General features: G+C 39.2%; 21 protein-coding genes. 8 read left to right on the top strand and 13 right to left on the bottom strand.

Going from position 1 to position 25,105, the window contains the following annotated elements; all coding sequences use genetic code 11:
• Both FGM01_RS08200 and htpG read right to left on the bottom strand, forming a co-directional pair.
• Window positions 1-816 (bottom strand): DUF6503 family protein, encoded by an 816-nt coding sequence (locus tag FGM01_RS08200; RefSeq protein WP_143410699.1) that lies wholly within the window; start codon window positions 814-816, stop codon window positions 1-3.
• A gap of 100 nt (window positions 817-916) precedes the next feature.
• Window positions 917-2,803 (bottom strand): molecular chaperone HtpG, encoded by a 1,887-nt coding sequence (gene htpG, locus FGM01_RS08195; RefSeq protein ID WP_143410698.1) that lies wholly within the window; start codon window positions 2,801-2,803, stop codon window positions 917-919.
• A gap of 214 nt (window positions 2,804-3,017) precedes the next feature.
• Between htpG and FGM01_RS08190 the strand changes: the two genes are divergently transcribed.
• Window positions 3,018-3,689, top strand: coding sequence for a TetR/AcrR family transcriptional regulator (locus FGM01_RS08190; protein ID WP_143410697.1), 672 nt, complete (start codon window positions 3,018-3,020; stop codon window positions 3,687-3,689).
• Between the two features lie 17 nt (window positions 3,690-3,706).
• Window positions 3,707-5,014 carry an ABC1 kinase family protein gene (locus tag FGM01_RS08185; protein ID WP_143410696.1) on the top strand — a complete coding sequence of 436 codons (1,308 nt, stop codon included), beginning with the start codon at window positions 3,707-3,709 and terminating at the stop codon, window positions 5,012-5,014.
• Window positions 5,015-5,129: 115 nt separating this feature from the next.
• Here FGM01_RS08185 and FGM01_RS08180 read toward each other — a convergent pair whose 3' ends face one another.
• Window positions 5,130-7,595, bottom strand: a complete 2,466-nt coding sequence (locus FGM01_RS08180; protein WP_143410695.1) for a S9 family peptidase — start codon at window positions 7,593-7,595, stop codon at window positions 5,130-5,132.
• 135 nt (window positions 7,596-7,730) lie between these two features.
• Between FGM01_RS08180 and FGM01_RS08175 the strand changes: the two genes are divergently transcribed.
• Window positions 7,731-8,741: a 3-oxoacyl-ACP synthase III family protein gene (locus FGM01_RS08175; protein WP_143410694.1), complete on the top strand. Its 1,011-nt coding sequence runs from the start codon at window positions 7,731-7,733 to the stop codon at window positions 8,739-8,741.
• Window positions 8,742-8,769: 28 nt separating this feature from the next.
• On the opposite strand, the gene FGM01_RS08170 is transcribed toward FGM01_RS08175, so the two are convergent.
• The 3 genes from FGM01_RS08170 to FGM01_RS08160 form a co-directional block, all read right to left on the bottom strand.
• A complete protein-coding gene (locus FGM01_RS08170) occupies window positions 8,770-8,979 on the bottom strand; it encodes a hypothetical protein (RefSeq protein WP_143410693.1) in 210 nt (69 codons plus the stop codon).
• Entirely contained in the window at window positions 8,972-9,217 is a 246-nt protein-coding gene (locus tag FGM01_RS08165) for a putative signal transducing protein (protein WP_143410692.1), read from the bottom strand. The genes FGM01_RS08170 and FGM01_RS08165 overlap by 8 nt, the downstream gene beginning before the upstream one ends.
• A gap of 72 nt (window positions 9,218-9,289) precedes the next feature.
• Window positions 9,290-10,015: a hypothetical protein gene (locus tag FGM01_RS08160; protein ID WP_143410691.1), complete on the bottom strand. Its 726-nt coding sequence runs from the start codon at window positions 10,013-10,015 to the stop codon at window positions 9,290-9,292.
• Window positions 10,016-10,209: 194 nt separating this feature from the next.
• On the opposite strand from FGM01_RS08160, the gene FGM01_RS08155 reads away from it, so the two are divergent.
• Both FGM01_RS08155 and FGM01_RS08150 read left to right on the top strand, forming a co-directional pair.
• Window positions 10,210-10,776, top strand: a complete 567-nt coding sequence (locus FGM01_RS08155; RefSeq protein WP_143410690.1) for a fasciclin domain-containing protein — start codon at window positions 10,210-10,212, stop codon at window positions 10,774-10,776.
• Window positions 10,777-10,912: 136 nt separating this feature from the next.
• Window positions 10,913-11,494: a DUF4136 domain-containing protein gene (locus FGM01_RS08150; protein ID WP_143410689.1), complete on the top strand. Its 582-nt coding sequence runs from the start codon at window positions 10,913-10,915 to the stop codon at window positions 11,492-11,494.
• A 54-nt stretch (window positions 11,495-11,548) separates the two neighbouring features.
• Here the strand turns inward: FGM01_RS08150 and pheT are convergent, their stop codons facing one another.
• The 4 genes from pheT to recG form a co-directional block, all read right to left on the bottom strand.
• Complete coding sequence (pheT, locus tag FGM01_RS08145) at window positions 11,549-13,975, bottom strand: phenylalanine--tRNA ligase subunit beta (RefSeq protein ID WP_143410688.1); 2,427 nt, start codon at window positions 13,973-13,975, stop codon at window positions 11,549-11,551.
• A 140-nt stretch (window positions 13,976-14,115) separates the two neighbouring features.
• Window positions 14,116-15,021, bottom strand: a complete 906-nt coding sequence (locus tag FGM01_RS08140; RefSeq protein WP_143410687.1) for a tetratricopeptide repeat protein — start codon at window positions 15,019-15,021, stop codon at window positions 14,116-14,118.
• A gap of 209 nt (window positions 15,022-15,230) precedes the next feature.
• Window positions 15,231-15,422, bottom strand: coding sequence for a hypothetical protein (locus tag FGM01_RS08135; protein ID WP_143410686.1), 192 nt, complete (start codon window positions 15,420-15,422; stop codon window positions 15,231-15,233).
• A gap of 137 nt (window positions 15,423-15,559) precedes the next feature.
• Entirely contained in the window at window positions 15,560-17,659 is a 2,100-nt protein-coding gene (recG, locus tag FGM01_RS08130; RefSeq protein WP_143410685.1) for an ATP-dependent DNA helicase RecG, read from the bottom strand.
• Window positions 17,660-17,779: 120 nt separating this feature from the next.
• Here recG and FGM01_RS08125 point away from each other — a divergent pair, with 120 nt between their 5' ends.
• From FGM01_RS08125 to FGM01_RS08115, 3 genes are read left to right on the top strand one after another with little or no spacing between them, the layout of a single operon-like run.
• Window positions 17,780-19,891, top strand: coding sequence for a M1 family metallopeptidase (locus FGM01_RS08125; protein ID WP_143410684.1), 2,112 nt, complete (start codon window positions 17,780-17,782; stop codon window positions 19,889-19,891).
• Window position 19,892: 1 nt separating this feature from the next.
• Window positions 19,893-20,795 carry a patatin-like phospholipase family protein gene (locus tag FGM01_RS08120; RefSeq protein WP_143410683.1) on the top strand — a complete coding sequence of 301 codons (903 nt, stop codon included), beginning with the start codon at window positions 19,893-19,895 and terminating at the stop codon, window positions 20,793-20,795.
• Window positions 20,795-21,718 (top strand): patatin-like phospholipase family protein, encoded by a 924-nt coding sequence (locus FGM01_RS08115; RefSeq protein WP_143410682.1) that lies wholly within the window; start codon window positions 20,795-20,797, stop codon window positions 21,716-21,718. Before FGM01_RS08120 ends, FGM01_RS08115 begins: the two co-directional genes overlap by 1 nt.
• Here FGM01_RS08115 and FGM01_RS08110 read toward each other — a convergent pair.
• From FGM01_RS08110 to FGM01_RS08100, 3 genes are read right to left on the bottom strand one after another with little or no spacing between them, the layout of a single operon-like run.
• Window positions 21,702-22,223 carry a DUF7935 family protein gene (locus FGM01_RS08110; RefSeq protein ID WP_143410681.1) on the bottom strand — a complete coding sequence of 174 codons (522 nt, stop codon included), beginning with the start codon at window positions 22,221-22,223 and terminating at the stop codon, window positions 21,702-21,704. The genes FGM01_RS08115 and FGM01_RS08110 overlap by 17 nt on opposite strands.
• A gap of 13 nt (window positions 22,224-22,236) precedes the next feature.
• Entirely contained in the window at window positions 22,237-23,832 is a 1,596-nt protein-coding gene (locus FGM01_RS08105; protein ID WP_143410680.1) for an FMN-binding glutamate synthase family protein, read from the bottom strand.
• Window positions 23,832-25,073 carry an amidohydrolase gene (locus FGM01_RS08100; RefSeq protein ID WP_423738349.1) on the bottom strand — a complete coding sequence of 414 codons (1,242 nt, stop codon included), beginning with the start codon at window positions 25,071-25,073 and terminating at the stop codon, window positions 23,832-23,834. The genes FGM01_RS08105 and FGM01_RS08100 overlap by 1 nt, the downstream gene beginning before the upstream one ends.
• Between the last annotated feature and the right edge of the window lie 32 nt (window positions 25,074-25,105).

The raw sequence follows: 25,105 nt of genomic DNA, 5'->3' as shown, positions 1-25,105 counted from the left end.
TTATTTCTTAATGACCTGACTGTCTGCCGGAGCAGTAAAATAGCCTTCCTGTGGATCGAAGAATTTTATATTGGTTATAACGGCTTCTCCCAGTTTTTCTCCAAGTCCGTTTTCCTCATTCCAGTTATGAAAACTCCATTTTGTGGCAAGAGCTACATTTTCAACATTTGTATAGTCTGAATATACGATGGCATGGGGATCTTCCTCCGCCTTCTCCCGGTCTTTACTGAAAGTCACAATATAGGCAGCAGCTTTTAAGCGGCTGGTCTCCGGATCTTTGTACACTACGTACCAATCATCTGGGGAATCCCCAATGTTTGAACCAAAACTTAGTTTGGCCGTCTGGTATTGCAGGCTATCCAGAACGCGATTTTTTTCTTCTTCCCAGACCGTACCAGGATCTGTAAGTTTAAAAGGCATAGCGAAAAAGTACTGCCAGGTAAATACATTGAACCTTGCTCGGTCTGAAGTGGCTGAAGCCGGAGAAATATGGACCTGTTCACCATCATAGATAACTGAAGCCCCGTCTGCTCTATCTAATCTTACCTTAGAGGAGTTCGTGGTCATGCTTACTTTTCCTTCCAGGCTTGTTTTTCCTCCGAATTGTAGTTTTATATCGAAAGAAATTGCCGGTCTGTTCATAAAAGCCACCTTATTATGAGCTTCTTCAATATTTTCAGAAAAAGAAAGAACGGGCGGAGGGGTAGCTCCATCTCCAATTCCATTGTTAGGTTCAACCGGTATTCTTTTTTCAGAAGAATTTTGCTTACAACCAATAAGCAATAACAGAACGAACAGAGAAATCAATTTTTTCATAGGGTGTATTTTGATTAAAAATACAAAAGATAAAGTACAGAAAATAAAAACCGCTTCCTATATAGAAAGCGGTTTAAAAATTTAAATTGGCAGAAAGACCTTATTTAACCATATCAAAACTTCTCTTGATAAAGGCGGTTAATTCTTCCCCTTTTAAAAGGTTCTGAGACAACCTGGCCAGGTCTAAAGCCTGTTTGATAAGGCGTTGCTGCTTTTTCTCTGTTTTAGTGTTCAGGATGGTATTGATGAGATCGTGGTTTGTATTCACGACCAGGTTATACATCTCTGGCATATTACCCATACCAAACATACCACCACCACCGGTTTGCTGCATTTCTTTCATTCTGCGCATAAATTCTGGCTGAGTGATAATCAATGGTGCGGCATTACTATCCATTGCTTCCATCTGAATAGTGTATTTTTCTGAAGGGATCACTTTTTCAAAATCTCCTTTTAGTTTCTCCTTTTCCTCGTCTGAAAGCTTGGAGATCTTCTCGTCATCCTTTTTGATTAAATTATCCACGTGATCTGAATCTACACGCACGAAGGAGATCTTCTCTTTCGATGTTTCAAGTTTCTGCAGAAGGTGAGAAATAATTGGGGAATCCAGGAGCAATACTTTATAGCCTTTGTCTTTAGCCGCTTCTATATAACTATGCTGCTCATTCTCGTTGGAAGCATAAAGAACCAGCAGGTTACCATCCTTATCAGTCTGGTTCTCCTTGATTTTCTCTTCCAGCTCAGCGAAGGTATAATACTCTCCATCTGTAGTTGGGTATAGAGCGAATTTGTCTGCTTTTTCGAAGAACTTCTCTTCGGTAAGCATACCATATTCTATAACGATCTTAATATCGTTCCATTTCTTCTCGAAATCTTCCCTGTTATTATTGAAAAGACTCTTAAGCTTATCTGCCACTTTTCTGGTAATATAGCTGGAGATCTTTTTCACGGCACCATCTGCCTGCAGGTAAGATCTGGATACATTCAGAGGAATATCAGGTGAATCGATAACACCGCGCAGCATAGTCAGGAATTCAGGTACGATGCCTTCTACATTGTCTGTAACAAATACCTGATTCTGGTATAGCTGTATCTTATCCTTCTGTATGTTCATATCCTGAGCCATTCTCGGGAAATAGAGTATACCGGTAAGATTAAACGGATAATCTACATTTAAATGGATATGGAATAAAGGCTCTTCAAATTGCATTGGATACAATTCGCGGTAAAAATCATTATAATCCTTTTCTTCCAGGTCTGTTGGCTGTTTTGTCCATGCCGGGTTAGGGTTATTGATAATATTATCTACCGTCTTTGTTTCCGGCTTGGCATCCTCTTTCGCATCTTCAGGAAGGGGAAGTGTTTCCTCCTTAGTTCCAAATTTAATTGGAACAGGCATGAATTTATTATACTTCACTAAGAGTTCCTGAATGCGATTTTCTTTTAAAAATTCCTTTTCATCATCATTGATGTGCAGAATTACCTCGGTACCATGTTCTTTTTTATCTCCTTCTTCAAGAGTAAATTCAGTGGTTCCCTCGCATACCCAATGCGCAGCAGGCTCATCTTTGTGTGATTTTGTTCTGATCTCTACTTTATTCGCAACCATAAAGGCCGAATAAAAACCGAGGCCAAAATGGCCGATTATGCCACTGTCCTTCGCAGAATCCTTGTACTTGTTCAGAAACTCTTCTGCTCCTGAAAAAGCTACCTCATTAATATATTTTTCTACTTCTTCTTTGGTCATCCCAATTCCCTGGTCGATGATATGAAGTGTTTTATTCTTCTCATCGATCTTTACTTCAATAGTGGGATTGCCATAGTCTACATTGGCTTCGCCAAGGCTGCTTAGGTGTTTTAATTTTAAAGTCGCATCGGTCGCATTTGATATAAGCTCCCTCAAAAAGATTTCATGATCACTGTATAAAAACTTCTTGATGAGCGGAAAAATGTTTTCAACAGATACATTTATTTTTCCGGTTGCCATATATATAATTTTAAGTTTTGATTCCCTCTTCTGTTTTCAAAAAAAATACCAATAGTGATTTGCTGTCAAACTGACACGCCGTGTAATGAACTGGAGTCAATCCCGTCTAAAATCTGGCAATTTCAAAGGCAGATAAATATTTAACAAAAGTTTTGTTTAAACTTTTGCGATTAAAGCTAAACAAAGTTGTAAATTTACTTCAGAAATAAAAGTTATGGCAAAGAAGACGGCAAATAGTAAAGGGGAGAAGAAACCAGGTGCAGATGAAATAATTGCTATCTATATGGATTATGTGCTGGAACATGAAAAGACTCCACGCAGTGTATATAAATTCGCGAAAGATAACGGTATGACCGAGCAGGACTTCTATAAATATTTTGGAAGTTTTGAAGGTTTGAGAAAGGCGATCTGGGATCGGTTTTTTGATAATAGCGTTGCAGTGATGGAGAAGTCTAAAGAATATGCTTCATTCGAAAACAGGGAAAAGCTGCTAACTTTTTTCTACACCATGTTTGAAGTGCTTACCGCTAATAGGAGCTATGTTCTGTATACTTTAAATGAGCCTGGACAACAGTTGAAAGGAATGACCCAGTTAAAAAATCTTCGTAAGAAAGTAAAGAATTATGGTAAAATGCTGATCCAGGACGGGAACAGCGAAAAGTCCATGAAACTTTTTGAACAGAATGAAATGATATTTTCAGAAGGAGTATGGGTGCAGTTCTTATTCCTGCTAAAATTCTGGATGGATGATAATTCTCCGGAATTTGAAAGTACAGATGTAGCAATAGAAAAATCAGTGAACACGGTATTTGATCTGTTTGACAATACTCCTTTGGAAAGAGTAGTGGATTTTGGAAAATTTCTGTGGAAAGAAAGAATGGTTTAGGCCTTAAGAGACGATAGATGAAAACCATAGATAAAATACCAACAGGCAAAATAGGCAGAACCGGGAAACTGGTTACCACCGGAGTAAAAATTGGTGGGAATTACCTGAAATATTACGGAAAGAAAGCTTTTAATCCCGATATGAGCAGGGATGAACTGGATGAAGATAACGCTTCAGATATTTATGACGGTCTAAAAAGCCTGAAAGGTAGTGCTCTAAAGGTTGCCCAGATGCTTTCCATGGAAAAGAATCTTCTGCCCGGTGCTTATGTAGAAAAATTCAGCCTGGCACAATTCAGTGTACCGCCACTTTCCGCGCCTTTGGTTCGGAAGACCTTTAAGAAATATCATGGAGAATATCCTGAAGAATTATATGATACGTTTGCAGCCCAATCGGTTAATGCAGCCAGCATCGGTCAGGTGCACAAGGCTACGAAAGAAGGGAGAAAACTTGCTGTGAAAATCCAATATCCGGGGGTTGCAGACAGTATCAGTTCAGATCTGGCAATGGTTAAGCCTATTGCTTTAAAGATGTTCAATCTTAAGGCTAAAGATTCGGAAAAGTATTTTCAGGAAGTCGAGGGGAAACTTTTGGAGGAAACAGATTATATACTGGAAGTTAAGCAAAGTAAAGAAATTTCTGAGGCTGCAGCTCACATTCCCAATTTGCGTTTTCCGAAGTATTATGAAAACCTTTCCAGTGAGCGTATCATAACGATGGACTGGATGGAAGGTATTCATCTGAGTGAATTTTCAAAGATCAACGAAGATGAGGCGTTAGCCAATAAGGTAGGTCAGGCATTATGGGATTTTTATATGTTCCAGATGCATGGCTTAAAGCAGGTGCATGCAGATCCTCATCCTGGCAATTTTATGGTAGATAAAGATCATAATCTAATCGCGATAGATTTTGGATGTATCAAGCAAATTCCGGAAGAATTCTATGAACCTTATTTTGCCCTTACGAATAGAGATAATTTAAATAATAAAGAATTTTTCTACGAGAAATTGCGTGACCTAGAAATCCTGATTGAAGATGATTCTGAAAAGGAAGCTGAATTCTTTGCTGAGATGTTCCATGAAATGTTTACTATGTTTTCCACGCCTTTTCAGTCTGAAACTTTTGATTTTACAGATGAAAAGTTCTGGAGACAGCTAACCGCTCTAAGCGAAAAATATTCAAAAGACCCTGAATTACGAAGAATGAATGGAAATAGAGGAAGCAGACATTTTCTCTATATGAGTAGGACCTTTTTTGGCCTTTATAATCTATTACATGATCTTAAAGCGAAAGTAGATATTGAAAACTTTAGAGTGTATCTCTAATGGTTGATTTATTGGTTAGGTTGTTAGGAAGCGTATTTAATTTATTGAATGCGCTTCCTTATTTAAAACAAAAACCCCGGTAATAACCGGGGTTCTGTTTATCAGGTGGGTTTTATTATTTTCCCGAGGCTTCCACAGTTTCCACTTGCCTGGTTTCCTGCTTTTTCCTGTTTTTCACATACTTTTCCAACCATTGATCCTGTTCCCATATTACATGCAGCACAGATTCCTTTGCACTGTACCCGTGGCTCTCTTTTGGAAGCATTACCAGTCTGGCAGTTGCTCCAAGACCTTTGAGGGCATTAAAATAGCGTTCACTTTGCATAGGATAGGTGCCAGAATTATTATCTGCCTCTCCATGAATAAGTAATAAGGGAGTTTTCATTTTATCTGTATGCATAAATGGTGACATCCGGTAATAAACATCTGGTGCTTCCCAGTAGCTTCTTTCCTCGCTCTGGAATCCAAAAGGAGTAAGGGTTCTGTTATAAGCACCGCTTCTAGCAATACCTGCGGCAAAAAGATCTGAGTGAGATAAAAGGTTAGCGGTCATGAAAGCTCCATAGCTATGGCCGCCCACAGCGACACGGTCCCTATCTACATATCCCATTTCATCCACGGCATCTATTGCGGCCTTCGCATTGGACACCAGTTGTTTTCTAAAGCTATCATTTGGTTCTTCGTCACCTTCACCAACTATGGGAAAAGAAGCATCATCAAGCACCACATATCCTCTGTTTACCCAGTAAATAGGAGATCCATAATATGGATAAGTGAAATCATTAGCATTTGAAGTGTTTTGAGATGCAGAATTCTTATCCTTGAATTCACGTGGGTAAGCCCACATGAACATTGGTAACTTTTCAGGGTTTTCTTTGTCGTAACCTGCCGGTAAATACAGCGTAGCATTTAGTTCCAGGCCATCTTCCCTGGTATAAGTAATTACCTCCTTACTTACATCTTCCAGACTTTTAAATGGATTTTCAAAAGAGGTAATTTGATCAAGATCATTTTCAGAATATATATTCCTTATGTAGTAGTTAGGATATTCGGTCGAGGACTCTATCCTTACCAGGATCTCTCCTTTTTCCATATTCAAAGCTTCTACCAGTGTTTCTTTTTTGTTCTTGAATTCAGACTGGTAAAGTCTTTTTGTTTTTCCCTCTTCAAGGTCAATTTCGTCTACAAACGGGAACTGTCCTTCTTCAGTATACCCTGCCCCCAGGAGGAATGCGTTATCACCATGAAGTTTTAATACATCTCTTCCGAATTTATTTTTGGTAGTTACAAATCTTCCCGGATCACTGTATACATCCTGATAGTTTCGGTCAAATATTATTGCTGGTTTTTTAGTAGGATCAGAAGGGTCAAAAACATAGGTTTTGGTATTCCTGGTATTCCACCAGTAATCTGAAGCTATCGCCAGGTTCTCATCTCCCCAGATTATACGGCTACCGCGATTTTTCACTTTTAACAGAGATTTCCCGTCATTTTTAAAAGGAGCTTCGATTTGGAAAAATTCATCTCTGTATTCTGCTTCCACTTCCGGGTCGCCTCCGTCCAGAGCTTTCACATAAACCAGAGATGCCGGTTTATCATCGCGCCATGTAAAATCTCTTTTTCCTTCACGTTCAGCCATAAACCCTTTTGGCAGGTCTTCAATTAGCGGCACTTCGTTGATCTTGCTTACGAGATTACCTGTAGTGTTATAAATATTGGTTTCTGAGGGGAACCGGTAATAAGGAACCAGGTAAGAAAATGGTTTTTTAATGTTCGTTACCATGACGTAATTTCCATCTGGTGAAAAAGAAATATCACTATACATTTTTGGATCCATCCATTTCGAACTGGTTCCGTCAAGGTTGACTTTTACTAATTCAGATCTTGCCAGTTGCTCGAAATTGTATTCATCATTTGGATTCTTAAGAAGATCCTGATAAGTTCTGTTCTGCGCTTCCTTACCATCGCTAACAGAAACGGTAGGGCCGGTAGGTACCGATGTCTCCGTATCGATCAGATTTTTCCGGTCTGCCGGCAGCATGGTTACCAATAATGCAGAATTATCCCGAAACCAATTCAGGGTACTTCTCATATTTGCATTTAGTTTAGCTTCCGTAAGCTTTTTTACAGCTGCATTTTCAATATCCAGAACCCATAATTCCACGCCCTTATTAGTAGTATGGGTAAAGGCGATCATGGATTCATCTGGTGACCAGGTGAAATTGGTAAGTCGGGGAGATGTGGGCAGTCCGGTAACGTCCATTGGTTTATCACCATCAACCGGCTTTACTTTAAGGTTATTATAGTATCTCGCACGGCTGTTAATATTAGTGACAGGATTGATCCTTAAACCTCCCAGTCTCATTTCTTCTTCACTTAATTCTGCAATGCTCTTAAACTGGTCGCGGTAGAGGAAAACCATCATTCTGGCATCACTATCTATGAGTGTCGCAGGAGCAAGCGGTACATCGATTAGGTCGAGGATCTCTTTAGGTGGTTTCTGATAGTTCAGGTTTTCCTGGGCGTGCAATCCTGATATGATGAGGAGCATTCCCGAAAGGAAGGTAATAAGTCGGTTCATAATTTAATTTTTAATTGAAACTTTAAGAGCGACAGCAACATTTGAGATGTTAATCTTTGTTATATTGCGCGTCTGTTTTTTTACATTTTGCTTAAATTTAATAAGAATAACTTTTAATATCATAATAAATCGTCCATGTATCAAACTAAAATTGCAGGATTAGGAAAATATGTCCCGGAAAACGTTGTCACTAATGATGATCTTTCCAAGCTGATGGACACCAATGACGAATGGATCACCGAGCGTACAGGAATTAAAGAACGCAGACATATTAAAAAGGGTGACGGTAATACTACCGCAACCATGGGCGTTAAAGCCGCAAAAATAGCTTTGGAACGCTCCGGAATTTCCAAGGACGACATAGATTTAATTGTATTTGCAACCTTAAGTCCCGATTATTATTTCCCTGGCTGTGGAGTACAGTTACAGGAAATGCTGGAAATAGATACATGTCCGGCTTTGGATGTGCGTAACCAGTGTAGCGGTTTCATTTATGCACTTTCTGTAGCAGACCAGTTCATTAAAACAGGGATGTATAAGAATGTGCTGGTAATAGGAAGTGAAAATCACAGTGGTGGATTGGATTTCACTACCAGAGGACGGTCTGTTTCGGTAATATTTGGAGATGGTGCAGGGGCAGCGGTATTGACGCGTAGCGATCATAACGGCCAGGGGATCCTTTCCACTCATTTGCATTCTGAAGGGAAGCACGCCCTGGAACTATCTTTAAAAGGACCAAGCACCAATCACTGGGTTCCAGAGATCATTGCTGAAAACCCTCAGGGGGAGGATATTCCTTACTATCCTTATATGAACGGGCAATTCGTATTCAAAAATGCGGTGCAGCGATTTTCTGAAGTGATTCATGAAGGTTTGCATGCCAACGGACTGGAAGTAGCAGATATTGACATGCTGATTCCACATCAGGCTAATTTGAGAATTTCACAATTCATTCAGCAAAAGTTTAAGTTGAGTGATGATAAGGTTTATAATAATATCCAGAGATATGGTAATACAACCGCAGCGTCAATCCCAATTGCCTTGACTGAAGCCTGGGAAGAAGGAAAGGTGAAAGATGAGGATGTAGTTGTACTGGCTGCTTTTGGTAGTGGATTTACCTGGGGAAGTGCGGTAATTAAATGGTAAAGTAAAAGCCCCGGTTCCGGGGCTTTTTTTATACTCCTTTATAATATTTCCAGAGATCATAAATTCCAAAAAAAATGAATCCTACGGCCAGGATCATTCCAAAATTATCATCATCAGGAATTTGTAATTTTTGATAAAGTCTGTAACTACCGTATGCCAGGAAAAGTATGCCCAGTATAAGATTCCATTTATTTCTGGTGGGTCTTTCTTCCCCTGTTTTGATTTCGTCGCTATTCATTATCGAAATCTTTAGGAAAGGTTTCTCTGGCGATCTTCAGTGCTTTCTGATAGTCTTTATCCAGTACGAACAGCAGTACCTGTCCGGGCAATCCGCCACCAAATCCAGCTCTTAACCCTGAATCAAAATCGTTTCGAACCCTGGAGTGGAGGCCTTCTTTTTCAAAAAGCTCCTGTAAATATTGCACATTGGTTTCAGGACCTGTGTAGACCCTTTTATAGCTTTCTTCTTCGCTCATTGTTTAAAATTTATAATTCTAAATTACGAATTACAAGGAAGCTATATCAATTATTTAGACTGAAATTAACTTCTAGGCGTTGTAAAACTTACTATCCCAGATATCTGTGCTGAAATTTTTACCCATTTTGAACCCGTAAAAGATGGATAAACCGGCAAACCATTTAAAAATAAAAAAGAAGATCATAAAGAATTCTGTTGTAGACTGGTTTCTGGTAAATAATCCATCGGGTACTAAAAGCGCAGTAAGGACGCTAATTGCTAAAAGCAACACAATAAAATTTTCCAGGGTTTTAAAAGGCCACATTAATATTCTTCTAAAGGGATGCAGGTCATTCCCCCATTTATGAATCAGATAGTAATAATCATTTCCAATGGGAGCAAATAACAAAGGATCATCTGCATTATCCAGTTTGAAAAGTTTTGAAGGGGCTACGATCTTAAATCCCCGTAGTGTGGTATGATGCGCTTTTTCCAGATGTTTAATCTCCATTAATGCCTCATAGGGTATTTTAGATTTAAACAGTTTTGAATCTAAAAATCTCAACCTGTAATTGACACAAATTTCGTAGATGTCATCAATATGAAAAATCCTGTTACCTTCTAAAATATCGGCATCGAGGTCATTATTATTTTTTTCCCTGCCATGCTGAATTTCCTCAAGAATTAAATCATCCTTTCTGTCACTCTCTGCCAGGATCTGATGCACTGCATTTAAAATATTCTTTTCGGAAGTTTTTCTATTTCGAACTTTCAGTAGCTGGTGTTCGATATTGGTACGGGGAAATTTCAACATCATTTTCTTTTTCTTTAGCCCCACTAAATTAGACAATTAACCTTAGAATTACAATCGAAAAAAAAATTTAAATACCTCGGTTATTCGCAGGGATAAAGCTTCGATCATTGTTAATTAATTCCTAATTGGGGTCATTTTAAAAACCGTCTAACTACATCCATCGTAATTTAAACTATATAACAATTAATACTTTTATAATGAAAAATTTAAGATTACTAAGTCTATTAAGCATGTTCCTTTTAATCGGGACTGTTGCAATTGGTCAAAATGGCAATTCGAAAACAAAAATGGTAGGCGGAGCAGAAATGTATGCATCTAAGAATATTGTAAAAAATGCAGTTAATTCTAATGATCATACAACGCTGGTTGCAGCAGTTAAAGCTGCGGGTCTTGTAGATGTACTTTCCAGTGATGGGCCATTTACAGTATTCGCTCCAACAAATGCTGCTTTTGAAGCTTTGCCTGCCGGCACAGTAGAATCTCTTTTAAAGGAAGAGAATAAGAAAAAACTGCAGGCTGTTCTCACTTACCACGTATTAGCCGGAGATTATAAAGCTGCAGATATAGTTGCGGCGATTAAAAAAGGAAACGGAAAAGCTACTTTTAAAACTGTTAGCGGTTCAGACGTAACAGCGATGTTAGATGGAGATAAGGTAAAACTAAAGGATGCTGCAGGAAACGTGGCAACGGTCACAATTGCAGATGTAAATCAGTCTAACGGAGTTATACACGTGATCGATACGGTTATACTACCTTCTATGTAAGAGTTATTTTTAATTGATTTTATGAAAAGCGGCTTTAAGTCGCTTTTTCTAGTTAAATAAAAGTCAAATAAGCCTTCAGTTTTTTTTAATTATTAAGTTTCGGTTTACATTCGGAAACTAATGAAATCCAAATAATATGAAATTTATAAAATTTAGTTCTTTTGCTATCATCTTTAGTTTGATTTTGACCTCCTGCGGTTCTGGTGGTCCAACCTCAAAAGATGATCTCAAAAAATTAAAATCCTATAATTCCTATGCTTTTTTACCAAATAAGGATACCATTATAAGCCGAAATTTTGATAACGACGCTATTCAGGAAGTAATTATAAATACCATCAACGCTAATTTAAAAGAGGAAGGGTTTATTCTTAACAAGAGAAATCCGGATATACTGGTGCATTTTCATCCTATGTTCGATGAGCAGATAGCTGTAAATGCCAACCCTGTGTATACCAATTATGCCTATTATCGTCCGGGGCATTATGTAGGGCCATATTACCGGGACATAATGTATGATAATTATTTTACGGTTCAGAGATTGAATGGACCAAGGGTAAAACAGGTTCCTTATCTGGAAAGGACCATTGTTATAGACCTAATAGATAGAAGAACAAATGAAATTCTTTGGAGAGGTAGGTCTGATGAAAAGATCGAAACCAAAAGAATAGATCGGGCCATAAGAGAAAATATTGATGACATCTTTAAAGATCATTTCTAATTCCTCTATTATATGTGAATAAAAAAACCGTGTGAAGCTCACACGGTTTTTTTATTATCTCAATTCAGCCTGGAGTTCTTTTTCGAACCTGTATTGTAATTTACTCATCATTTTATCTACCTGTTTATCGGTGAGAGTTTTATTCTCATCCTGGAAGATAAAACTTATGGCATAACTCTTTTTTCCTTCAGGTAAATTCTTGCCCTGGTAAACATCAAAAAGGTTTACCCTGGTAAGCATTTTCTTTTCGGTTTGTCTGGCGATCTGTTCTATTTCATCGTAGCTCACGCTGTTATCCAAAAGAAGAGCAAAATCTCTTCGAACGCTTGGATATTTTGGAATGGACTTAAAAACTGTTTTTTGCTTTTTAGCCAATAAAATCACTTCATCCCAGTTGAAATCTGCATACAATACCTCCTGATCGATATCCATTTTCTTGAGGAGGGATTTTTTAACCACTCCAAATTCAACAAGTTTAGCTTTCTTGCTGCTTATTTGAAGTCCTTCAGAGAAAATATCGCTTTTACCAGATTTCAAATTCAGGTTAGAAATACCCAACTTTTCGAAGATAGCTTCGATTACACCTTTCAGGTAAAAGAAATTTCCGGTTCCTGGGGAGTTATTCCAGTTTTCGGCAGTTTTTTCACCGGTTACAAAAAGGCTTAAATGTTTATTTTCTTCCCTTCCGCTCACATACGAATGATAAGTTTTACCAAATTCGAAGATCCTTATATTTGGCCGCTTTCTGTTAATATTATAACTAATCGCTTCAAGACCGGAGAACAGCATCGTTTGTCTTAAAACTGAAAGGTCCTGGCTTAAGGGATTCAGCATTTCTACCTGGTATTCGTCTTTCAAATCGTCAGATAGTTTGTTATAATTTGCTGAGGTAAGAGAATTAGCCATAGTTTCATAAAACCCCTGGCCAATTAACTGTCCCGCAATTAGATTCTGGATCTTGTAATCTTCAAATCTGGACGAATTTGCCACAGAAAGACTCAGCTTATCTCCAAATTTAATGTTGTTATATCCGTAAACCCTTAGTATCTCCTCGATCACATCAGACTCGCGTTGCACATCCACACGGTAGGAAGGTATAGTAAGTCCCATCCCAGTTTCAGTCACATTATTGACTCTTATTTCCAGGGAGGCAAGGATCGACTTTATGGTCTCTTCTTCCAGGTTTTCTCCAATAAGCTTATTTACCTTTTCAAAGGTTAGAAATACCTGAAAATCTTCGATCTTTTTAAAGTACAGATCATCGATATCACTGGTGATCGCACCGCCTGAAATTTCTGCAATTAGTAAGGCCGCCCTCTTCAAGGCATATTCTACAGCATTGATATCTATCCCACGCTCAAATCTAAATGAAGCATCTGTATTTATTGCATGTCTTTTTGCAGTCTTACGCACACTTACCGGATTAAAGTAAGCACTTTCAAGAAATATCTTGGTAGTAGATTCGGTAACACCACTGCCAATACCACCAAATACACCGGCAATACAAAGAGGTTTCTCAGCATCACAGATCATAAGATCCTCTTCATGCAATTCTCTTTCAACCTCGTCCAGAGTAGTGAATTTTGTTCCCGCTGCAAGTGTTTTTACATTGATCTCATTACCTGAGATCTTATCGGCATCAAAAGCATGCAAAGGCTGTCCCAGCTCGTGCATCACATAATTCGTGGCATCTACCACATTGTTTTTTGGGGTTAGCCCGATGGCTTTTAATTTATTCTGAAGCCATTTTGGAGATTCATTTACTTTAATATCAGAGAGTGTTACTCCGCAATATCTTGGGGCAAGATTAGAATCATCAACCTTGATCTGAACTTTTAAGCTGCGGTTATCTACGTGGAAACTGCTTACAGAAGGAGTAATTAGTTCCAGTTGCTGGCCTTTTTGCTGATAACCGGCTTTAAGATCTCTGGCAACACCCCAGTGGCTCATGGCATCTGCGCGGTTTGGCGTAAGTCCTATTTCGAAAACCTCGTCGTTTTCTACTTCGAATATTTCAGCTACCGGCGTTCCGGGCACCAGTTCATTGTCCATGACCATAATCCCATCATGACTTTGACCCAGGCCAAGTTCCTGTTCAGAACAGATCATTCCAAAGCTTACCTCGCCGCGGATCTTTCCCTTTTTGATCTCCCAGGATTCACCTTTTTCGTCATAAAGCACGGTACCTATAGTTGCTACAGGTACTTTTTGTCCCGCACCAATATTAGGCGCTCCACAGACGATTTGAACTTCCTCTCCATTTCCAAGATTTATTTTGGTCAGTTTGAGCCGGTCTGCGTTAGGATGAGGTTCACAGCTAAGAACATGGCCAACCAGAACACCTTCCAAACCTCCTTTAATACTTTGAAAGCTGGAAATTCCTTCCACTTCAAGTCCAAGGTCTGTTAATAATTCACCGGTTTTTTCGGCGTTTTCAGGTAATTTAATGAACTGTTTCAGCCAGTTATATGAAATCTTCATGAATAATCTTTTTCAGGCAGCAAAGATAGTATTACGAATGGTTTTGTCATAATCTGAAAAATAATTTTGTCTACCGGTATTAATCACAAAAAGGGAGGTGAATACACCTCCCTCTATTAATAAATAAACTAAACTTACACTTAGTCCTTTTTCTTTAAATTCATCGTTCTCACTTTCTCCCAATTACCATCTGTAGAGGCATAAGTTGTCCATTCTACATTAGCCTGTGTTTTAACTATATCATGTTTCATTTTCACCTCCTCATTGTCATCATTAGTAAATTTCTCCATTACCTCAAAGCGATCCTTATCTATCTCTTTTACCTTTAATGAAGAATTAGAAATACCGTTAGCATTGTCTCTACGCATATAAGAAACATCAAATTCGTCTTCGTTGGGATTGTATACCATTACACGTTTACAGCAGGCTTTTTTATCCTCAACATTATGGTCCACGATCATTATGGAGCCACTATTATCAAAGGTAATATTGTTAGAGCTTACGGTCGACTCCATTTTTTCACCATTGCGGTAGGTAGTGGTTTCATTATCCCAGTTACCTATTAAAAAATTAAGTTGCTTGTCTTTGTTCTCCAACATCGCCATTTTGGCTTTTCCGGCTTCAATGACCAGTTTGTTTTCTTCAGAATCTTTCTGTGCAGCGAGTTCCAGAGATTTTTCTATGTGCTTTTTCGCTTCTTCTTTTTTACCCATTTCCAAAAGTACGTCTGAGTAAGAATCATATGGATTTGCTTCATTGGGATATTCCTCCATTTGGGCTTTTAACAACATAGCCGCGGCCTCCAGGTCTTTATCCTGTTGCATCAGTCTATAGGCCAGCACATTTAGAGGTTCTGCCATCCCCTCATATTCTTTATTAGTGTTATTTTTTTTATACACCATCAACATCTCTTTGGCACCTTTCTCTTTGTAGGTTTCGTAAAGTGTTTGTGCCATGTCATTATCGTTTTTCTGAGCGAAAAGAGAGAATGATAAAAATAAAAGCATCATACAGATGCTACATCTGGTTTTGAAAATTGTTCTCATGATTGTAATTTTTATAATAGTTTAATAAAGGTTTCTAAAATCGCAGGGAGCATTCTATTATAATCCGGGACAATCAATAATTAGAAAAAGCAGGATTTTATTGGAAGGAGGGCTGTCTAAAGATAGTTAAAAATTTATAACCTTTTGATTTTCAATGTTTAATTAGGGAGAGATGTTTGAACGGAGTTAAGTAAAAGTTGACTTTTAATTTACTTCATTATTGCGTAAACATGAATATCCTGGCATTGATCTCTATTGAATTCAGATTCTGAGAATACATTGTTTCCATCGCCAGTAGTTTTCTGATCTATGCCTGCAACCTGAATTTCCTCAAAAAGTCCATCGGTGCTGCAGGCATAAAGAATACCTAAAGCCCAAATGATGTAAAGTACATTTTTCATAATTGCCTGGTTTTAAAAATATTAGGAAGATCAAAATAGAGAAATGGGGGAAATCCCGTACTTTTCGTACAAATTTTTCGTTGTAATTATGAATTTTACCGGTATATGGTACTAAATATTGATAATGAATAGATTATCTAGCTGATATAATTCCAGATAGTTTTATTTTTCACCAGGCGTGCGTAGGCATTTTTAATTACCTGGTTTTCATCCCGGGATAAATTGGGATCTTCTTTCAGAATTTCAGAAGCATAATTCCTTGCCAGCTGCAAAATAGAGTTGTCTTTAACTATATCTGCAATTTTTAAATTTAAAACCCCGCTTTGCTGGGTGCCCATAAGGTCCCCCGGGCCTCTTAACTTGAGGTCTACTTCTGCTATCTCGAATCCATCATTTGTTGCAGTCATAGTTTCCAGCCTGGTTTTACTGTCATTGGAAAGTTTATGGCCGGTCATAAGAATACAAAAGCTTTGTTCAGCACCCCTACCTACACGACCACGAAGCTGGTGCAATTGGGAGAGTCCAAATCTTTCTGCACTTTCAATGATCATCATGCTGGCATTAGGAACATTCACCCCAACTTCTATAACAGTTGTCGCCACCATGATCTGGGTTTCACCACGCACAAATCTGTCCATCTCGTAATCTTTATCTGCAGGCTTCATCTGCCCATGTACGATAGAGATCTGGAAATCGGGAAATTCTCTTGCGATACTCTCATAACCGTCCATCAGATCTTTGTAATCCATCTTTTCAGATTCCTGGATAAGTGGGTACACCACATATACCTGCCTGCCTTTGTTGATCTCTTCGCGGATGAAAGCAAAAACCTTTAACCGGTTACTATCAAATCTATGCACCGTTTTTATGGGCTTTCTACCGGGAGGTAACTCGTCTATTACTGAAATATCCAGATCTCCATATAAACTCATCGCCAGGGTTCTGGGAATAGGGGTTGCGGTCATCACGAGTACGTGTGGCGGAATATGATTTTTTTTCCATAACCTGGCCCTTTGAGCGACTCCAAATCGGTGTTGTTCGTCGATCACGGCTAGTCCCAGGTTTTTGAACTTTACCTTATCTTCCAGCAGGGCGTGCGTACCTATTAAAATGTCGATTTCACCGCTTTCCAGTTTCTCATGGATTTCTCTTCTTTTTGAAGTTTTGGTGGAACCTGTCAGGAGATATATGCTAATATCTATTTCTTCGCATAATTCCTTCAAGCCATTATAATGCTGAATAGAGAGTATCTCTGTTGGAGCCATTAAACAGGCCTGGAAATTATTGTCCAGTGCGATAAGCATGGACATAAGGGCGACGATCGTTTTGCCTGATCCCACATCTCCCTGCAACAACCTGTTCATCTGGGCCCCGCTGCCCATATCACTACGAATTTCTTTGATCACTCTCTTTTGAGCATTCGTAAGTTCAAATGGTAAGTGATTCTGGTAAAAATCATTGAAATGCTCGCCGATCTGCTCAAAATTAAAACCTTTAATTTTTTGTTTATGCAGCATATTCTTTCTCAAAAGCTGCAATTGAATGAAAAAAAGTTCTTCAAACTTTAATCTGAATTGAGCTTTGGCCAGTAATTCCTGATTTTTTGGAAAATGAATGTTGAATAAAGCTTCCGCTTTAGAAATAAGTTTTATTTCACTTAAAAGTGCCGGGGAAAGGCTTTCCGAAAATTTTAAACCGGTTTGTTGCAGGACTTCCTGCATTAATTTCATAATTACCCGGTTAGTGATGCCCTTTTTCTGAAGCATCTCTGTGGAGGGATATACCGGCTGCATAGCCGTTCTCAGGTTCTTTTTGTAATCTGACACCAATTCCATTTCCGGATGAGGCATACTGAAAAGTCCATTATAATAGCTGGTCTTTCCAAAGATGACATAGGGCGTATTTATCTTAAGGTTTTCTTTGATCCATTTATGCCCCCGAAACCAGATAAGCTCCATTCTTCCTGTATCATCAACAAAATCTGCAACCAGTCTTTTTCCACGTTTTTGTTCCACCATTTTCATGTGAACAATTTTACCTACAATTTGTACTTCAGACGTGTTTTGCTGTAGCTGGTTTATTTTGTAAAACCCGGTCTTGTCTATATATCTGTTGGGGAAAAAATTAATGAGATCGCGGTAAGATCTGATATTAAGCTCTTTCTTTAGAACCTCGGCACGATTAGGGCCAACACCTTTCAGGTATTCTATGGGGGTTTGGAGCAGATTCTGGATCATAAAACGAAGATATTAAAACCGATTGATTTTTTCAGAAGAGACTAGAAAAGCTTAAAATTTTAAATTTTATGGTTTCATCGGGCAAATTCGTATTTTGCAGTTGTTATTCCTCTTATTTACATGCGAAAATACCTTCTTTTTATCTTTTTTCTCTGTTCCTTTCTAGTAACGGCACAGGAAAAAGAATCTTCTCAAACAGATATTTTTGATTTCAAAAATATTGAAGCTCAGATAAAAATTGTTCCAGATTCCGGAAAAGTATCCGGTATAGTAAATTTTACCTTTGAAATTTTGGTTCAACAGGACAGCCTTTTCATTGATGGTAGAAAAATGCAATTCTCGAACGTACTTTTAAACGGGCAGCCTGTAGATTTCAATTCATCAGCGGACGGCATCTATATTTTTTCAGATTTTCTACCCTCAGATAACAATAAGCTTCAATTAAACTATTCTGCCAAACCCGATTCCGGAATGTATTTTATAAACTGGGATTATCCGGAGGAGACGGGCTTAATGAAGCAGGTCTGGACGCAGGGTCAGGGCAAATATACTTCAACCTGGCTGCCAAGTTTTGATGATATGAATGAGAAACTCGAATTTGATCTGAGTTTTGAATTTCCTGATGACTATCAGCTTATTTCCAACGGAAAATTGGTTTCGAATGAAAAGATCAGCGATAGTACAAGGCTTTGGCAGTTTGATATGGAAAAGCCTATGAGTAGTTACCTGGTAGCGATGGCGGCCGGAAAATATGATGTTCAAAAAACCGAATCCCGAACAGGGGACCAGATTTTTCTTTATTACCAGCCCCAAGATTCTTTAAAAGCAGAACCAACCTACCGTCATACAGCAGAAATTTTCGATTTTTTAGAAAAGGAGATCGGTGTGGCTTATCCCTGGCAAAATTACAGCCAGGTGCCGGTTCAGGATTTTCTATACGGCGGGATGGAGAACACGGGTGCGACCATTTTTTCAGAATCTTTTCTAACAGATTCTACAGGGTTCAAGGATCGAAATTATGTTAATGTCAATGCCCATGAATTAGCTCATCAATGGTTTGGAAACCTGGTGACCGAATCTGGCAATGATCACTGGCTGCATGAAGGTTTTGCCACTTACTATGCTTTACTGACCGAAAAACAGATCTTTGGAGAAGATTATTATTACTGGAAATTGTATGAGACTGCAGAGAAATTAAAGGAAGTAAGTGATAGCGGGAAGGGAGAGTCTTTGCTTAACCCGAAAGCCAGTTCTCTTACCTTTTATCAGAAAGGAGCCTGGGCCCTGCATATTTTAAGAGAGATGATTGGTGATGAGGCTTATAGAGAAGGAATTACCAGTTACCTGAACCTCTATAAATTTAAAAATGTAACTACAGATAATTTTATTGCAGAAATGGAAACAGCCTCCGGTACAGATCTCTCGCAATTTAAGAGAGATTGGTTGGAGCAGTCGGCATTTAAGGCATCCCAATCACTGGAATCATTGAAAAAATCCACCTTTATCACCGATTATCTGAATATTGCAGCCTTAAGGGATAGCAGTTTGGAAATAAAATATGATTTACTGGATGAAGCCCTGCAATTTCCGGTTAACGATTATATAGGGCAGGAGGTAGTCCACCAATTGGCCGGTCTGCAATCTGTTAAGGCAATTGAGTTATATAAAAAGGCATTTGACTCCAATAATATCTTTGTAAGACAGGCGATCGCTTTAACCATGGATCAAATTCCGCCAGATCTTAAGGGGGATTTTGAATCGCTTTTAGAAGATGATTCTTACCTTACCATAGAGGCTGCTCTTTTTAAACTTTGGGAGCAATTTCCGGAAGAGAGGCATAAATATTTGAATCAAACCAGGAATCTCACCGGGTTTTACAATAAGAATATCAGGATGCTTTGGTTAACTTTAAATCTGGTAACCCCTGATTTTGAACCCGAATATACCCGCGACCTGTACGAAGAACTTGCCGGTTATAGTGCTCAATGGAGACCATTTCAGGTTCGGGAGAATGCCTTTAGCTACTTGTTCCAGTTAGGAGCCTTCAATGAGGAAAGTCTTAAAAGTTTAATCAGTGGGACCCAGCATCATACCTATAGCTTCAGGAATTATTGCCGGGAGTTGCTTAAGGAGCTTCTTAAAAATCCTGAATATAAGCAGGAGTTGATCGAAGTTTCAGAAAAAATGACTAAGGAGGAAACTGCTTTTTTAAGATCTAAAATCACAGGTTAATATGCGTGCACTGGTAATTTCAGGAGGAGGAAGTAAGGGCGCATTTGCCGGGGGTGTTGCTCAGTACCTTACTGAAGTACTTAAAAAAGATTATGACCTGTTTATTGGCACCTCTACCGGAAGCCTTTTAATCGCACACATGGCCCTGGGTAAAGCTGAAAAAGTGAAAAAGGTTTTTACCTCTGTAAATCAGTCCAGTATTTTCAGCAGCCGGCCCTTTCTTATCACGAAAAAACATGGATATGAAAATATATCGATCAATCATTTCAATGTATTAAAGAACTTTCTTAAGGGGAAGAAAACCTTTGGAGATAGCCATAACCTAAGGAAACTCCTGGCCAAAACCTTTACCAGGGAGGAATTTGAGCAGCTGAAGAATGGGAATAAAGAGATTGTAACCACTGTTTCCAACATTTCTCTTAACGAGGTGGAATACAAATCAATAAAGGATTACGGCTACGAGGATTTTTTAGAATGGATCTGGATCTCCTGTAATTACACTCCTTTTATGAGTCTCGTTAAAAAGAACGGCTGCGAATACGCCGACGGTGGATTGGGTTCTATGGTACCTATTGAAGAGGCTATACAACGCGGTGCGACAGAAGTGGATGCGATCATTTTACAAACAGAGGTTACCTACTTCAATAGGATGCCGTCAAAGAATGTATTTTCGCTCATCACTAATCTTTTTGCTTTTATGTTAGATCGCATAGAAAAGCAAAATATCAGGATCGGAAAATTTGCAGCTAACAATAAAGATGCTATTTTAAATTTTTATTATACCCCCAGCGTACTCACCACGAATTCGCTTATTTTTGATGAAGAGCAAATGAAAGCATGGTGGGAGAGTGGTTATGAATTTGCGAAATACAAAAATGAAGAGTTAAATCAAATTGAACCTTAATGCGTGCTTTGGTAATTTCCGGAGGAGGTAGCAAAGGAGCTTTTGCCGGTGGCGTGGCTCAGTATCTCATCCAGGAGCAGAAAAAAAATTATGACCTCTTTGTAGGAACCTCTACCGGCAGTTTGTTAATTCCGCACCTGGCCGCCGGAAATATTCAAAAGGTATACGATATCTATACCAATGTAACCCAGCGTAAAATTTTTAGTGTAAATCCATTCGTTGTCAAAAAAAAGGATGGTAGAGAGTATGTTACTATTAATTACCTGAATACCGTGTGGCAATTTATAAGGTCGCGCAGAACTTTTGGGGAAAGTAAAGCCCTGAAGCGCAGTATCAGGAAAAATTTTTCACGCCGGGATTTCGATGATCTAAAGGGAAAAGTAAAGGATGTGGTGGTTACCGTTTCTAATCTTTCCAGGAACCGTGTAGAGTATAAATCCATACATGAATTCGAATATGATGATTTCTGCGACTGGATATGGATTAGCTGTAATTATATACCTTTTATGAGTCTTGCCCAGAAAGATGGATTTGAATATGCCGATGGAGGTCTGGGATGCGTGGTTCCTATAAGAGAAGCCATCAAAAGGGGAGCTACAGAAGTGGATGCGATCATCCTTGAAGCCGAAAATATGGAGCATAATAAGATCCTGGGTAAAAATCCCTTTTCACTGATGGTGAATCTTTTTGGTTTTTTACTCGATCAGGTGGAGTATCATGATATCGTGGAAGGTAAACTTGCTGCGATGAACAAAAAAGTAAAACTTAATATCTACTATACCCCAACCAGGCTAACAGAAAATTCACTGGTCTTCAATAAAAAAGCAATGACCCAGTGGTGGCAGCAGGGTTTTGAATATGCAGAACAAAAAGAACTGGAGAAAAAAGCAGCGAAATCTTCCTGGTTTAAATTAGGCTTTTAACTTCCTTTTTAATGAAGCTTAAAGCAGCATCTGTCGGAGCTTGTTTTTCCATTAGGTTTTTGAGGATAATTTGTCTTAGATCATCTGCATTCTGTACCGTCTCCTTTCCGGCGGCATTTCTTACCATAGTAATGGTTGCATTTTTTGCAGTTTTCACATAGTCCCAGCATTCATTGCTTAAATAGATCTGCTGTGCCAGATTATGTTCAAATTCCTGTTCAATATTGGCAATGAGTAAATTTGCATACATATCAGCATCTTCAGAATTTGGCTTGACCCGGAATAGAATTTTTCCCGGTGAGATGCGTTCCAGAAACAGGGCCAAACGCTCATAAGCCTGGAGCCTGATTGGAAGTGATGTCTTCTGGTTCTCCCGAAGGATGAGAAATCTTCTTCGGTTTTCCTCATTTTCAGAATAAGTGCGGAAGAAATAAAAGGAAACCAGGCCTACGATAATGGCTGGTAAAATGGTATATAATAAATCCAGAATTTCTGTTTCGTTCATGTTCTATATATGATTAGTTAATCGCGTCTTCTGTGATCCTGAGATTTTTCAAATTCAGGTTTCCGCCTAAATGGGGACAGTCCAGAAATTGCCTAACAGAGTCGAAATTTACTTCATCTTTGTGGTAAGAAAAAGTGATCGCCAGAGTTTTTGCCAGATTCTTATCGCTAAGGTTTATGTCTACATCATCTGTATTAAACTGGCAGGGATGTTCATATCCGCAGGCATGGCTTATCTGCAATAGCTCTTTCCGGAATTTCACAAAATAAAAATTGGTACGCATTGCCTTGTCCTTTACGTCTATTCCGGCTTGCAACCATTTATTCTGGGTAGCCACTCCAGAAGGACAGGTGTTGGTATGACAACTCTGAGCCTGAATGCACCCGATACTTAACATTGCTTCCCGGCCTACATTAATGATATCTGCTCCCAGGGCAAAAGCCATGGCCGCATTAGCAGGAAAACCAAGCTTGCCTGAGGCGACAAAAACGATGCGGTCTGTTAGTTTGAATTTTTGAAATATTTTGTAAACATCGGTGAAAGCATAGATCCACGGCAATGAGACATGATCTGCAAAACTTGGCGGGGCCGCGCCTGTACCTCCTTCACCACCGTCAATGGCAATAAAGTCTGGTCCGTAGCCTTTCTCATGCATGATCTGCGCTAAAATTTCCCAGTCTTTCGGTTGGCCTACGGCAGATTTGATGCCTGTAGGTAAACCAGTAGCGTTAGCGATAGATTCCACGAATTCTACCATACTTTCAATATCATCAAAGGTGGAATGGTATGGAGGTGAAACCACGTCCTTGCCCATGGGTACGCCTCTTATTTCTGAGATCTCCCTTGAGATTTTAGATGCCGGCAATACTCCACCTTTTCCCGGTTTTGCACCCTGGGATAATTTTAATTCTATAGCTCTTATTTGGGGGTTCTCTGTTACAAGCCGTACTAACCTATCCATGGAAAAATTGCCTTTGTCATCTCTCACCCCAAAATATCCTGTCCCTATTTGAAAAACAACATCTGCACCCCTGGCATGGTATGGAGAAAAACCACCTTCACCTGTATTGTGATATGCCCCGGACAATTTGCAACCTTCGTTAAGGGATTCTATTGCCTTGGCAGACAAAGATCCGTAGCTCATAGCCGATACATTGATAACTGATGCCGGCCGGTATGGTCTTTTGCGTTTATTCCAGGCTCCCATAACCTTGGCTGATGGAACAAAACCTGAATTTTTAATATTTGGATGTCCCTGGGGTAACTTGAACGGCAACATGGCATTATTGATAAAAATATAATGCGTGGAGTAAATATCCTGGTCTGTCCCGAAACCCTCGTAATTATTCATATTTTTGGCTGAAGCATAGATCCAGCCTCTTTCTCTCCGATTAAAAGGCAGCTCCTCGCGGTTGTTTGCTACTATATATTGCCTTAGTTCAGGACCGAAACTTTCCAGGAAATATCTCAAATGGCCCACCACCGGAAAATTATGAATTATAGTATGCTTACGGTTGAAAAAAATATCCATTACCGCAACTATAGTTAGAAATATAAGGATCCAGCCCCACCAGGGAAGATTAGCCCAAAAGGAAAGAAAATCCTGCATTATTGATTATTTAAGTAATCCAGGGTTATTTGAGTCATAGCTTTAACCCCCAGTAGCATGCCGCTTTCGTCGATAAAGAATCCCGGGGTATGGTGTCTCGTTGCTTCGCCATCTACCGGCATTCCGCCGAGAAAGAAATAAAAACCGGGAACATTTTGCTGATAGAAAGAAAAATCTTCTCCTCCGGTAGTTGCCTTCATTAGACTAACATTATCTTCTCCGGCTACACTTTTTAAAGTAGGAAGCATTTGACCTGTCAGGGATGGATCGTTAAATGTGATGGCGGTATTATTTTGAAATTCTATGCTCGCCTTACCACCATAGGCACTGGCAATACCGGCAGTCATCTCTTTCATTCTGCGAATGATTAATTCTTTGTTTGCCGGGTCCAGTGTTCTTACTGTTCCTATCATTTCTGCGGTTTCCGGAATTATATTATATCTCACTCCGCTGCTGATCTTTCCTACAGTGATCACCGCTGCAGATTCTGTAAGGTCGGCGTTACGGCTTATGATAGTTTGAAATCCATCGATAATCTTCGCAGAGATCATTATAGGATCTATCCCACTCCACGGAGCTGAGCCATGCGCCTGGGTTCCCTCAACCTTAATAACAAATCTCTCTACTGCTGCCATCATACCTTCCGGCTTGTACTTTATAGTTCCCACAGGAGTTGCAGCATTAATGTGAAGCCCGAAGATCGCATCCACTTCTGGATTTTCAAGTACCCCTTCTTTGATCATTAATTTGGCTCCTCCTTCTTCTCCTGGTGGCGGGCCTTCTTCTGCAGGCTGGAAAATAAATTTAACCGTTCCCCTTATCTTATCTTTATTTTCTGAGAGGATCTCTGCTACCCCCATTAATATTGCTGTATGTGTATCATGACCACATGCGTGCATCACTCCGGTTTTGGATCCAAGGAATTCTGTCTCAACTACAGATTTGAAAGGAAGATCATTTTTTTCTTTTACCGGCAGGGCATCGATATCTGCCCGGAGGGCAACCACCTTACCAGGTTGGTCTCCTTTAAGAATGCCAACAACTCCGGTTTTAGCGATCCCGGTTTTGGTTTCTATACCCAGGGAGTTGAGGTGGGCGGCGATCTTTTTTGCGGTATTAAATTCCCGGTTGGAAAGCTCAGGATTTTCGTGAATATCCCGCCGCCATTCAATTACTTTTTCTTCAATATTTTTAAAATCTTCCAGTGGAATGGAATTCTGAGCATAGCAGGAGCCACCCATCAAAATAGCAATCAATAGTTGGTGTAATTTCA

Origin of the sequence: Christiangramia sabulilitoris, from assembly GCF_007050985.1 — a bacterium.
In the GTDB taxonomy this organism is placed as follows: Bacteria; Bacteroidota; Bacteroidia; order Flavobacteriales; family Flavobacteriaceae; genus Christiangramia; species Christiangramia sabulilitoris.
Note: the sequence above shows the minus strand (reverse complement) of the source record. Positions and strands in the feature narration are given on the sequence as shown.